Annotated in this window: 10 protein-coding genes and 1 pseudogene; 4 read left to right on the top strand and 7 right to left on the bottom strand. The window is 68.0% G+C overall.

Annotation, left to right across the window (positions count from 1 at the left end; translation table 11 throughout):
* Nucleotides 1–5: 5 nt before the first annotated feature.
* Entirely contained in the window at nt 6–938 is a 933-nt protein-coding gene (locus tag BN3385_RS18470) for an adenylate/guanylate cyclase domain-containing protein (RefSeq protein WP_502688105.1), read from the bottom strand.
* 102 nt (nt 939–1,040) lie between these two features.
* Between BN3385_RS18470 and BN3385_RS18465 the strand changes: the two genes are divergently transcribed.
* From BN3385_RS18465 to BN3385_RS29465, 4 genes and pseudogenes are all read left to right on the top strand, one after another.
* The gene (locus BN3385_RS18465; RefSeq protein ID WP_059018812.1) at nt 1,041–2,069 is read left to right on the top strand and encodes an oxygenase MpaB family protein; all 1,029 of its coding nucleotides are present in this window, start codon (nt 1,041–1,043) and stop codon (nt 2,067–2,069) included.
* 14 nt (nt 2,070–2,083) lie between these two features.
* Complete coding sequence (locus BN3385_RS18460) at nt 2,084–3,337, top strand: acyl-CoA dehydrogenase family protein (protein WP_059018810.1); 1,254 nt, start codon at nt 2,084–2,086, stop codon at nt 3,335–3,337.
* Nucleotides 3,338–3,363: 26 nt separating this feature from the next.
* Nucleotides 3,364–4,461: pseudogene (locus BN3385_RS29470) on the top strand (lipase family protein); the annotation flags it as partial.
* 129 nt (nt 4,462–4,590) lie between these two features.
* Complete coding sequence (locus BN3385_RS29465; RefSeq protein WP_059022132.1) at nt 4,591–5,961, top strand: alpha/beta hydrolase-fold protein; 1,371 nt, start codon at nt 4,591–4,593, stop codon at nt 5,959–5,961.
* On the opposite strand, the gene BN3385_RS18450 is transcribed toward BN3385_RS29465, so the two are convergent.
* The 6 genes from BN3385_RS18450 to BN3385_RS18425 are packed head-to-tail and all read right to left on the bottom strand — an operon-like array spanning nt 5,958 to nt 12,387.
* Nucleotides 5,958–6,956, bottom strand: coding sequence for an FAD binding domain-containing protein (locus BN3385_RS18450; RefSeq protein ID WP_059018808.1), 999 nt, complete (start codon nt 6,954–6,956; stop codon nt 5,958–5,960). The two genes, BN3385_RS29465 and BN3385_RS18450, sit on opposite strands and share 4 nt — an antisense overlap.
* Complete coding sequence (locus BN3385_RS18445; protein WP_059018806.1) at nt 6,953–7,498, bottom strand: (2Fe-2S)-binding protein; 546 nt, start codon at nt 7,496–7,498, stop codon at nt 6,953–6,955. The genes BN3385_RS18450 and BN3385_RS18445 overlap by 4 nt, the downstream gene beginning before the upstream one ends.
* Nucleotides 7,495–9,750, bottom strand: coding sequence for a xanthine dehydrogenase family protein molybdopterin-binding subunit (locus BN3385_RS18440; RefSeq protein WP_059018804.1), 2,256 nt, complete (start codon nt 9,748–9,750; stop codon nt 7,495–7,497). The genes BN3385_RS18445 and BN3385_RS18440 overlap by 4 nt, the downstream gene beginning before the upstream one ends.
* Nucleotides 9,747–10,835, bottom strand: a complete 1,089-nt coding sequence (locus BN3385_RS18435; RefSeq protein WP_059018802.1) for an NADH:flavin oxidoreductase/NADH oxidase — start codon at nt 10,833–10,835, stop codon at nt 9,747–9,749. The genes BN3385_RS18440 and BN3385_RS18435 overlap by 4 nt, the downstream gene beginning before the upstream one ends.
* Nucleotides 10,832–11,926 (bottom strand): amidohydrolase family protein, encoded by a 1,095-nt coding sequence (locus BN3385_RS18430; protein WP_059018800.1) that lies wholly within the window; start codon nt 11,924–11,926, stop codon nt 10,832–10,834. The genes BN3385_RS18435 and BN3385_RS18430 overlap by 4 nt, the downstream gene beginning before the upstream one ends.
* Nucleotides 11,923–12,387 carry a cupin domain-containing protein gene (locus tag BN3385_RS18425; protein WP_059018798.1) on the bottom strand — a complete coding sequence of 155 codons (465 nt, stop codon included), beginning with the start codon at nt 12,385–12,387 and terminating at the stop codon, nt 11,923–11,925. Before BN3385_RS18425 ends, BN3385_RS18430 begins: the two co-directional genes overlap by 4 nt.
* Nucleotides 12,388–12,398 lie beyond the last annotated feature (11 nt).

Below are 12,398 nucleotides of genomic sequence, written 5' to 3'. Positions count from 1 at the left end.
CTCCACTATGCCTGCGCGTCGAGGTCCTCGGCATCGTCCTCGGCTGGGAGGTCCCTGCGGGTCCGCACCCGGTACATCGCCAGATCGGGCGGCACCCCGTGGGAGCGTGACCCGAACACTTGGCGCCGGACCCGCTTGACGGTGGCGCCCAGCGCATCGAGATCGTCCTGGTCGATGCGTTCGAGGGTCTTCTCGGACACGATCAGTCCGCCCCGGGTGGCGCGTTCCATCACCCGGGCGGCGACGTTGACGTCGACACCCAACCAGTCCGAGCCGATCCGCTGCGGGCGGCCGGTGTGAATACCGGCCCGCATCCGCGGCGTATAGCCGTCTACCTCGACCGTTCGGACGGCCTCGCGGGCAGCGACAGTGGCCCGCAGCGCGGTCGCGGGGTCCCGGAAGACGGCCATCATCCCGTCGCCCATGCGCTTGACGATGTGGCCGCCGGCGTCGAGTAGAGGCGGCTCGGCAACCTGGGCGACCCGGCGCAGCAGCCGCAGCGTGGCGTCGTCACCGGCCTGCAGGGACCAGCTGGAGAAACCCACCAGGTCGGTGAACACCAACGTCACCTCCGGGTTGGCGGGCCGTCCCGATACCCGTTCGGTCAGCGCCTGCCAGACCTGCAGGGTGGCCAAACTCACTTCCCGGGTGGCGGCGTCGCGGTCGCGCAGCAGGCGGTCGGCAGCCCGGGCGGCGGCTCTGGCGCCGCCGTCGCCCGCCGCCGAGAGCGGGTCACCGAAGTCCGGATCACCCGGCAGGATGCGGCGGGCACGGCGGATCAGCGCGATCACATCGGGGTGGTGGTTGGTGTGGTGCAGCCACGCGGCGGGACCCCGTCCTTGCCGCGGAAGTTGGTCGACGTCAACGTCGGGAACAGGTTGACCGTCGGACGGCTCGACGTCCACAAGATCAAGGGTAGGGAACGGTTTTCGGTGCAGCCAACCAGGTGTGAGCGGGCCAACGTATCGCTTCGCCAAACGACTGGTCACAGCTTCGTCGCCATTCTAGACAACGCGTGTTGTCAGCCTTATCGTCAGACGATGAGGTCGAAGAAGACCCAGAAACCCGCCGAGCCGACTCCGCTGGGGCCGGACTCGCTGACGTGGAAGTACTTCGGCGATCTGCGCACCGGGATGCTCGGGGTGTGGATCGGATCGCTGCAGAACATGTATCCGCAACTCGGTGCCGGCGTCGAGGAGCACTCGATCCTGTTGCGCGAACCGCTGCAGCGCGTCGCCCGGTCGGTCTACCCGATCATGGGGGTGGTCTACGACGGCCAGCGGGCCCGTCAGACCGGTGAGCAGATCAAGGGATTCCACACCTCCATCAAAGGCGTGGACCAGGCCGGCCGGCGCTACCACGCGCTGGATCCGGAGACCTTCTACTGGGCGCACGCCACGTTCTTCATGCTGATCCTCAAGGTGGCCGAGTACTTCTGCGGCGGCCTGACCGAGGCCGAGAAGCGCCAGCTGTTCGACGAGCACGTGCAGTGGTACGAGATGTACGGCATGAGCATGCGGCCGGTCCCGAAGTCGTGGGAGGAATTTTGCGAGTACTGGGACCGGGTGTGCCGCGACGAGCTGGAGATCAATCGGGCGACGCTGGACATCTTCGACATCCGCATTCCCAAACCGAAGTTCGTCATGATGCCCACCCCGGTCTGGGACCAGCTGTTCAAGCCGATGGTGGCCGGCCAGCGCTGGATCGCCGCCGGCCTGTTCGACCCGGTGGTGCGGGAAAAGGCGGGGATGCGGTGGACCCCGGCCGACGAGATTCTGCTGAGGCTGCTGGGCAAGGCCGTCGAGGTGGCGTTCTGGGGCGTTCCCGACGAGATTCGGCTGCATCCGCGCGCGTTGTCGGCGTATCGCCGGGCTGCCGGAAAGGTCCCCGAGAACTCGCCACTGGTGGAAGCACCCGGCTTCATGGCACCCCCGAAAGATCGCCGCGGCATGCCCATGCACTATGTCCCCAGACACAAAGGGCTCGTCGCGCGCGCCGGATCCTTGGTCCACACGACGTTCTCACTTGCCGGACTGCGGCCCGCCCGAGGACGTACCGCAGCCGCGTGAACCGGAGCTAACCCGTGATCGAATGGTCCGACGTCGACCTTGCCGTGCGTGACGCCGTCCGCGAATTCGTCGACAAAGAGGTGCGCCCGCACATCGACGCGCTCGAGAGCGGCGAGATGGAGCCCTACCCCATCATCCGGAAGTTGTTCGCCACCTTCGGCATCGCCGACATGGCACGCGAATCGCTGGACAAGCGCTTGGCCCGTGCCCGCGAGAAGGAAGCCACCGGACAGAGCGATGCGGGCTCGAAGTCGTCCGGCATGTTCGGCGAAGGCGGCTCCGGCGGTATGGGTTTCGCGCTCATCAGCGAGCTGTGCCGGGTCAGCATGGGTCTGGTCACCGGGATGGGGGTCAGCCTGGGGCTGACCGTGCCCACCATCGCTTCGCGCGGCACGCTGGCCCAGCAGGAGCGCTGGCTGCCCGAACTGGTGACCTACGAGAAGGTCGGCGCGTGGGCGATCACCGAGCCGGATTCCGGGTCGGACGCCTTCGGCGGCATGAAATCCTATGTCGTTCGTGACGGTGAGGATTACATCCTCAACGGGCAGAAGACGTTCATCACCAATGGGCCCGACGCCGACATCGTGGTGGTCTACGCCAAGCTCGACGAAGGCGACCCGACCATCGACAAGCGCGACCGCAAGGTGCTGACCTTCGTCCTCGAGAAGGGCATGGAGGGCTTCGTCCAGGCAAAGCCGTTCCGCAAGATGGGTATTCACAGTTCCCGCACCGGTGAGCTGTTCTTCAACAACGTGCGTCTGGGCCGGGACCGGCTGCTCGGCGAGACCGAGGACAACGCCTCGGGCGACGGCCGGGCCAGTGCGCGGTCCAACTTCGCCGCCGAGCGGATCGGTGTGGTGGCGATGGCACTCGGGGCCATCGAGGAATGCCTGCGGCTGTGTGTGGACTACGCCAGGACCCGGACGTTGTGGGGCAAGGAGATCGGGCAGTTCCAGCTGATCCAGCTCAAACTGGCCAACATGGAAGTGGCCCGGATGAACGTCCGCAACATGCTCTTCCGGGTCATCGAATGCGGCGAGACCGGTACCACGATCTCGCTGGCCGAAGCGTCGGCGATGAAGTACTACTGCTCGCAGGCCGCCACCGACGTGGCGATGGAGGCCATCCAATTGTTCGGCGGCAACGGCTATATGACCGAGTACCGGGTCGAGCAGCTCGCCCGTGACGCCAAGTCGCTGATGATCTACGCCGGAAGTAACGAGGTGCAGATCACCCACGTGGCCAAGGGTCTGCTCAGCGGAAGCTAGCACCGCACAGTTCGGGGAGGCAGTCGATGGCCGGTGTGCGCATCGTCCTGGCGATCGTCGTCGCGGTCCTGCTGGCCGGCTGCGGCGGATCAGCCCCGAAGCCACCGCAACAGGCGTCTGATTCGGGGGCGATCCTGCAGCAGGAGACGGTGTCGGGAACCGTGCCCGCTGCGGCGGCCGAGGCGCGGCGCATCACCTACGTGTCGCGCTCCGGCGTCGACGACTCCACCACCCACGTCACCGGATCGGTCTACGTTCCCCGTAGCCCGGCACCGCCGGGCGGTTATCACGTGGTGGCCTACGGTCCGGCAATCGCCGGATCCGGCCCCGGATGCGCACGGCCGCAACCGAACACGATCAATGATCTGCTCACCGCCGGTTATGTCGTCGCGGTGCCCGACTACCAGGGGCTGGGCGACCCGTCCGACGGCAAGCGGCTCTACTATCCCGCGCTGGATTCCACCACCGCCGGCTACAACCTGATCGATGCCGTGCGCGCCGCCAAGAACCTGGTGGCCGACACCTCACCGATCTGGGCCGCGATGGGCGAGGTGCAGGGCGGGCAGGCGGCCTGGGCGCTCAACGAACTCGCCGACAACTACGGCTTCGGAAGCCTGCGCGGGACCGTCAGCCTGTCGCCGCTGACGGATCTCGCGGGGCTGGCCGACGCGGCCGCCGACGGCACGCTGACACCCGAACAGCAACGCCTCTACATCTCCTATCTGGCCGCCCTGGCAACTGAGTACAAGGGCCAGTTCCGGCTCGATGACTACCGCCGCGGTGCAGCGACCCAGCACTGGGATCTGCTGCTGGGCTGCCAGCCCGCTGACGACGCGGCGCGGGCGGCGGCCAGCGCCCAGATCAGCCCCGACGACCTGCGGCCAGCCACCCCGGCTGCGCTGGCGACACTGCGCACCTATCTACGGAAAACCTCACTGCCACAAGGACCTGCGCAGCAGCCCATGCTGGTGAGCTACGGCGATCAGGACACACTGGCACCCGCATCGTGGACCGAGCGGGCCATCGCGCGGGCCTGTGGGATGGGCGACCAGATCACCGTCCGCCCGCAACCGTCGCCCACCCTCGATCCCGACGTGCTGACGTGGATCGCCAGCCGGCTGTCCGAACAGCCGGTACCCAATGACTGCGAGTCCTTCCTGGCTGCCCATCCCATCCCGGCCCCGGAACCGGAAGCCGAACCCCAACCGGGCAATAGCCCCAGCGCTGTTCCGGCGGCCAGCCCGCCGGGCGATATCGCGCCCGCAGGATCCCCCGGGCTGTCACTGATCGACGGCTGGCTGCCGGTGGCCCTGCAGGTCGTTGCGGGTGCCGCGGTGATCGCCGCGGTGGGCTGGCGGACGAGGCGATGGCGGTTGCGCTGGCTTCCGGTGAGCGCGGCCGTCGGGGTGGTCCTGATCGGCGCGGTGTGGTGGTTCGTCGACCGCCAGGGACTCGGTTCGGTCTATCCGTGGGGCATGTGGGTGTGGATCGGGTTGACCGGCCTGGCCGCCGCGGTGCTGGTGCTCGGCTGGCCGGGGTCGCCGTGGTGGCGCCGCCTCGTGGCGATCCTCGCGGTTCCACTGTGTGTAGTGGCGGCCGCGGCCGTGCTCAATGCCTCGCTGGGCTATCTGCCGACAGTCCAGACAGCGTGGCAGCGGGTCACCGGCCAGCTGCCGCCGCAATGGATCGATCAGGCGAAACTGGCTGCGATGCAACGCGATGGGGTGCGCCCGACGCGCGGCACCGTGGTGTCGATCGTGACACCAGGCGATGTGTCCGGGTTCGCCCACCGCACCGAACTGGTCTACCTGCCGCCGGTGTGGTTCACCTCGAACCCGCCGCCCGAACTACCGGTGGTGATGATGCTCGGCGCCGAGCTCAGCTCCCCCGCGGACTGGCTGCAATCCGGTCATGCGCTGAGCATCCTGGACGACTTCGCCCTGCAGCACCGCGGGGTGACACCGGTAGTGGTCTTCCCCGACACCAGCGGTTCGTTCACCAACGACACCGAGTGTGTCAACGGGCCGCGCGGCAACGCCGCCGATCACCTCGTCAACGAGTTTGTGCCCTATGTCATCTCCACCTTCGGCGTCAGCGATCAGGCCGCGAACTGGGGTCTGGTGGGATGGTCGTCCGGGGGAACGTGCGCGTTGACCCTGACGGTGCGCCACCCCGACAAGTTCAGCGCCTTCGTCGACCTCGACGGCCAGCTGGGGCCGAACGCCGGGAAGAGGCAGCAGACCATCGCCCGGCTCTTCGGTGGGGACGAACAAGCCTGGGCGGCTTTCGATCCCAAGACCATCGTCGAGAAGCGCGGGTACTACTACGACGTGGCGGCCTGGCTCGGAGTGTCCGCCGATGTTCCGACGGTGCACCGAGCGGCAGGCAGCGGTTCGCGCGACGCCGAGTATCCCGACTGGGACACCTACTCCGAGGACCACAACAAGACCGCGAACCAGCTCTGCGAGCTCCTCGCTGCGCACGGTGTCGAGTGTTCGGTCGTGGGCTATCGCGGCGGCCACGACTTCGGTTCGGCAGCAAGCGGTTTCCGTGACGCGCTACCGTGGCTGGCGGGCCGGATCGGGACACCGGGCGTGCCGTCGCGACCGCTACCGGGCGGTTAATCCCGACTGTCGGAGGCGGCCGCCGCCCGGCTGAGCGCCCGAATGATGGCCTGGCGGACCAGCGGGACCTTGAACGCGTTCTGCTGGAGCGGCTCGGCACCTTCGATCGCCAGCTGTGCCGCGGCCTCGAACGCGTCGTGGTCGGCGCGGCGACCGATCAACGCCTCTTGCGCTGCCGGCACCCGCCACGGGATGGCCGCCACTGCACCCAATGCCACAGCGGCTGAGGTGATCACCCCGTCGGACAGTTCAAGGCCCACCGCCGCGGACACCAGCGCGAAGGCGTAACTGTGCCGGTCCCGCAGCTTGAGATACCAGGAACGATCGGCATAGGGGGACGGTGGCAGTTCGACGGCCAGGATCAGCTCGCCCGGCCGCAGGGAGTTCTCGACCTCCGGGTTGGCGCCGGGCAGGGTGTGAAAGTCCCCGAACCGGATGGACCGCGGACCGTCGGGGCCCTCGACGTGCACGACGGCGTCGAGGATGCTCAGGGCCACCGCCATATCCGAGGGGTTGATCGCCACACAGCTCGCGCTGGCCCCGAAGATGGCGTGTTCCCGGTGAAATCCGCCGAGTGCAGCACATCCCGATCCCGGCTGCCGCTTGTTGCACTGGCTGAACTCGGGCTGCATGAAGTAGGGACACCGGGTCCGCTGCAGCAGATTGCCGCCGACGGTGGCCATATTGCGGAGCTGGGTGGTGGCACCACTGAGAATCGCGTGCGAGAGCACCGGGTACTGCGACCTGATCAGCGGATGATTCGCCAGTGCACTGTTGGTGACGCCCGACCCGATGCGCACTCCGCCGGACGCGGTCGGCTCCACCATCGCCAGACCCAGCCGGCGGATATCGATCAGCCGATCGGGTTGGACTACTCCGTTTTTCATCAGATCGACGAGGTTCGTTCCGCCGGCCAGATAGGCGCCACCGGACTCGCTGACCGCCGTGATGGCATCGGCCACCGACACCGCGTGCTGGAAGGCGAAGGGCTTCATCGTGGTTGCGCTTCCGCCGCCGCGATGGCATCGACGATGTGGGAGTAAGCGCCACACCGGCAGATGTTGCCGGCCATCCGTTCCCGGATCTCGGCCTCGGTCAAGGCAGTGGGGCCCTGCAGCGCTGCCCGGCGGTCACCGTCGAAGGAGGCCGCGCTCAGGTCACCCCGGTCGTGTTCGCGCAGCATCGCCGTAGCCGAACAGATCTGTCCCGGTGTGCAATACCCGCACTGGAAAGCGTCGTGTTCGAGGAAGGCAGCCTGGACCGCTGTCAGATCGTCACCGTCGGCGAGGCCTTCGATCGTGGTCACCGTCGATCCGTCGAACGAGATGGCCAGCGCCAGGCAGCTCACGATCCGCTCCCCGTCGACGACGACCGTGCACGCGCCGCACAATCCGTGATCGCAGCCCTTCTTGGTACCCGTCAGCCCAAGCCGTTCGCGCAGCAGATCGAGCAGCGTGGTCCGGACATCGACCGCGACCGCATGTCGCGCGCCGTTGACGGTGAGCGAAACCTCCTGCGATGATCCGGTTTCCGTCACAGGTCCCCCATCAGGTCTTCGATCGTGATCGGAAGGTCGCGGAGTCGGCGACCGGTGGCATGGAAGACTGCGTTGGCCACTGCGGCCGCCACACCACACGCCCCGATCTCGCCGATACCGCGCACCCCGATCGGATCGAGCGCGTAATCAGGTTCGTCGACGAACGTGATGTCGAAGTCCGGGCGGTCGGCATGGGTGGGCACGTAGTACTCGCCGATCAACTGTGCGGTGCGCGGGTCGTAGGACACCTGCTCGAGCAAGGCCATGCCGACCCCGAAGGTGATGCCGCCCATCACCTGGTTGCGGGCTAGGACGGGGTTGAGCACCCGCCCACAGTCCATGACCGCGACCCAGCGGGTCACCGTCGCGCGGCCGATCTGCTCGTCGACCTCCACCTCGCAGAAGTGTGCCCCGAACGACTGGGATGTGACATCCGCCTGATCACCACCGTCCACCGATGCCGTGAAACTGAGCTCATCGAGATAGCGCCGGCCTCCGAGTGCGATCACCTCGGCGACGGCGACCCGATGCCCGCGGGCCACCACATCTCCTGCGTCAATGGCGATCTCGTCACGCCGGCATTCGTGGAATGGGTTCGCGGGGTCGGTGCGGACCAGGTCGAGCAGTCGGCCCGCCCACTGCGTTGCCGCGGCGAAGACCGCCGAGCCGACCGTAGCGGTGGTCTGCGACGCTCCGCTGTAGGGGGCGTCAGGGAACAGCGAGTCGCCGGAGTCGAACTCCACCTGGGCCAGCGGCAGACCCGTGGCCTGGGCCGCGACCTGCGCCATAACGGTGCGAACACCGGTGCCGATTTCGTGGGTGGCCGAGGCGAATCGCACAGTCCCGTCAGATGACGTGGTGACCTGGCACGAGGCCGGCATCCGTCGGCCGGGGTAGGTGGCTGTCGCCATCCCCCAGCCGATCTGGAGTCCGTCGGCTGACAACGACCGCGGCTGCAGCGGCCGCTTGTCCCAGCCGAACCGCTCACGCCCGAGGGCATAGCAGTCCAGCAGATGATTACCGGACCACGGCTTGCCGCTGGCCTGGTCGATCCCGGCATGGTTGCGGATCCGGAGGTCCAGCGGATCCATGCCCAGCTCCCAGGCCAGCTCGTCCATCGCCGACTCCAGGGCGAACAGGCCCGGCGCCTCTCCCGGTCCGCGCATGAAACACGGTGTCGGAGCGTTGATTCGGGCCACCCGGTGCGAGACCACCAGACGCGGCGAGCGATAGAGGAACCGGCTCGACAGTCCGGCCGGCTCGCAGAAGTGTGCCACCGTCGAGGTCTCGGTGAGCGTGTGATGTTCGATGCTGGCCAGTGCACCGTTGTCGTCGGCCACCAAGGCCACGTCCTGGTAGGTGCGCGGCCGATGCCCCGTCGAGGAGAACATCTGGTTGCGGGTCAGCACCAGTTTCACCGGCCGGCCGATCTCCCTGGCGGCCACCGCGCACAACACGACATGCATCCACAGGAAGCTCTTCGAGCCGAATGCCCCACCGACCAGAGGCGCGATCACGCGGACGTGGGATTCCGGCAGACCCAGGTAGGCCGCCAACGCGGTGCGCTCACCGGTGATCCAGCGAGTGGTGTCGTGCACGGTGAGGACGTCGCCGGTCCAGTCGGCGATGGTGGCCGACAATTCGATCGGGTAGTGCGCGTGCAACGGTGTGGTGTAGCGCGTGGCGACCCGCGCCGATGACACCGGCTCCTCCGCGGGACCTCGATGGTCCTGCAGTTTCTCCTCCTCGAGTTTCACGAAGTGATCGGGAAGGTAACTGCCATAGCGGATCTCGCCGTCCTTCTCGTCCGGCGGCGCAGCGGAGCCGAGCACGTCGGCGGCACTGGAGGCGGCCGGGTGAACGTCGTAGTGCAGGTCGAACAACGAGGCGGCATAGGTGGCGGCCTCCGGTGTCTCGGCGACCACGACCGCCATGTGCTGCCCGACATGCTGGACGCTCAGATCCGACAGCGGAGGGCGGCGCTCCAGCGGTAGATCGAATGTCAGATCCCGTGGAAGGCGCTGCAGAACAGGACAATTCAGCGGAGTCAGGACATGCAGGACGCCGGGTGCTGCGGCGGCCCGGGCACTGCTGTGCTGCAGTGACTCCGCGCTGACCACCCCGCGGGCCACCTCGGACTGCACGACGGCGGCATAAGCGAGTCCGTCGACCGCGGTGTCCGCGGTGTAGCGGGCGCGGCCGGTGACCTTGTCGGCGCCTTCGACCCTGGTGACGGGCAGCCCGATCGTCACGTGAACGCCCTGGTGTACTGCGGCGGGAAGGGCAGGGACACGCCGAGTGCTGCGGCGGCCTCACGAACCCATGTCGGGCTTCGGAGCAACGCACGAGCCAGGAAAACAGCGTCGGCCTGCCCGGTCTCGACGATGGCCGCGGCCTGGTCGGGCTCGGTGATCAGTCCAACCGCGGTGACCGGGATGTCGGCCTTGCTGCGTACCGCTGCAGCAAACGGGACCTGGTAGCCGGGACTCACCGGGATCGTGGCGTCCGGCACCAGTCCCCCGGTCGAGACGTCCACCAGGTCGACGCCGAGCTTCTGCAGCCGCCGGGCGAGCTCGATGGATTCCTCGAGCGTCCAGCCCGGCCGCGGATCGTCGGTGTCGCCGGCCAGCCAATCGGTCGCCGATACCCGGAAGAACAGCGGCAGCTCCGCGGGCCACTGCTCGCGCACGGCGGTGACCACCTCGAGTGCGAATCGCATCCGGTTCTCCAGGCTCCCGCCGTAGCGGTCGGTCCGCAGATTCGAGGCCGGCGAGAGGAACTGGTGAATCAGGTAGCCGTGGGCACCGTGCAGTTCGAGGACCCGGAATCCGGCCCGCGCGGCCCGCCGCGCAGCAGCGGCGAACGCGTCGACGATCGAACTGATCTGCGCGGTGTCGAGTTCCTGCGGCGCAGGCAAGCGCCCGAACGGCACCGGGCTGGGGCCGACCGTCGGCCACTGCTGCGGGTCCCGGCTCGGATCCGGCCACGGCCTGCCGGTCGAGGCCTTACGCCCGGCGTGCACGAGCTGGATTCCGGGCACGGCGCCCTGGGCGGTGAGCAGACCGGTGATCCGGCGGAAGGCCTCGGCCTGCGCGTCGTTCCACAGCCCGAGGTCGTAGATGCTGCTGCGCCCCACCGGGTCGACAGCCGTCGCCTCGGTCATCACCAGCGCCGCCCCGCCGACCGCGCGGGCGCCGAGGTGCTGCACATGCCAGTCTGTCGGCGCTCCCATCTGCGGGCCCTCCGGGACTGCGGAGAACTGCATCATCGGTGACATCCACAGCCGGTGGGCGAAAGTCACCTCACGCAACGTCAGAGGGGTGAAGAGCGCGGTCATGACGCCGCCAAGGAGGCAGTGTGCGTCGCCCGCACTCCCAGGAAGGCCTGTGCGGCACGGTCCAGTGCGTCGGCTCCCGGCCCGTACTCGGTGGCGAAGCGAGCCGGCTCGGACTCGGCCATGTCGAACGGATAGTCGCTGCCGCACAGGATCTTGTCCGTACCCGCGAGCTGGTTGAGCAGGGCCAGCTGGGCCTCGCCGTGTGTCACGGTGTCGAAGTACAGATCGCGAAACGCGTCACCCGGGCGACGCGACGCGCGGGCGTTGACGTCGGGACGCGCCGTCCAGGCGTGGCTCCACCGGCCCACCAGGCCTGGTGCGCAGCCGCCGCCGTGCACGAAACAGATTCGCAGACCAGGCAGTTCGTCGACGAGGCCGCTGAGCAGCAGAGTGGCCACCGCGGTGGCCGATTCCACCGGATTTCCGATCAGGTTGGCCAGGTAGTAGTTCGACCATTCCGGCCGTGCCAGCTGCATCGGGTGGACGAGCACCGCCAGACCCAGGCGGGTGGCCTCGGCCAGGACGTGTCGCAGTGGGTCGCTGTCGAGCGATCCACCGCCCACCACCGGTGGAATAGCCACCCCGCCGATCCCCTCGGTCTCGGCCAGCATCGTCAGTTGTCGGGTGGCCTGGGCGGCATCACCGAGGGTGACCATGCCGAGCCCGAGCAGCCGACCCTCGGACGTGGCGACCACCTCGCCGAGGGCGGCGTTGAAGGCGTCGGCGTAGCCTGCTGCCTCGTCACCGGGGGCGAGCGGGAAGGCAAACGGCGGTGCCGACAGCACGCGCACGCCGACTGCGGCACGATCCATATCGCGCACTGCCGCGTCGGGATCGCTCATGGCCTCCGTGGCGATCGACAGCGGGAGATCACCCAGATACAGCTGACCGTGATCCATATCGCGCACTGCCGCGTCGGGATCGCTCATGGCCTCCGTGGCGATCGACAGCGGGAGATCACCCAGATACAGCTGACCGTCCCGGTCATGCATCGGCCCGTACGGGGCGCCGGGCGGGAGGGTGAACAGCTCGCGTGGCAGCCAGTGTGCGTGGACGTCGACCACGCCGTCGGCGATCGGGTTCGTGATCACCGGGGCTCCCCATCGCCTGTCGCACCGGCGTGCAGATCCAGCGGCGCATTGGCGCTGTCGAGATGTTCCACGGTGGTGAACACCAGATCATCGTCGCCGATGTTCTCGATGTCATGCAAAAGGAACTCGCCGGGACCGAAGTGGAAATGCCGGGTCTCGCCTGCCGAGTAGGAGACCTCGCGGACCGTGCCGTCATGGGTGTGCTGCCGGCTGCGCCCGGCGTTGACGGCGGTCCAGAAGTAGTCCAGCACATGTCGGTGCGCATGCCAGCGCTCACCGGGGGCCAGTCGGATCTCCCACACCCGGACCCGGTCATTCTGGCTCAGCAGCCGCGATCCAACGTGACCGTCGTGAGCGTGCTCGGCGAACTCCAGGCGCAGCCACTCCGGCCAGGTCTCGAAGTCGGTGGCCACCAGCTCACCGGCGAGCGGCAGATCGGCCAGAAAGTTGTTGTCAGTCATCGGATTTCCTT

The sequence above is a fragment of the Mycobacterium sp. M26 genome (genome assembly GCF_001494595.1).
Taxonomy (GTDB): domain Bacteria; phylum Actinomycetota; class Actinomycetes; order Mycobacteriales; family Mycobacteriaceae; genus Mycobacterium.
This window is presented reverse-complemented; position numbering and strand designations above follow the sequence as displayed.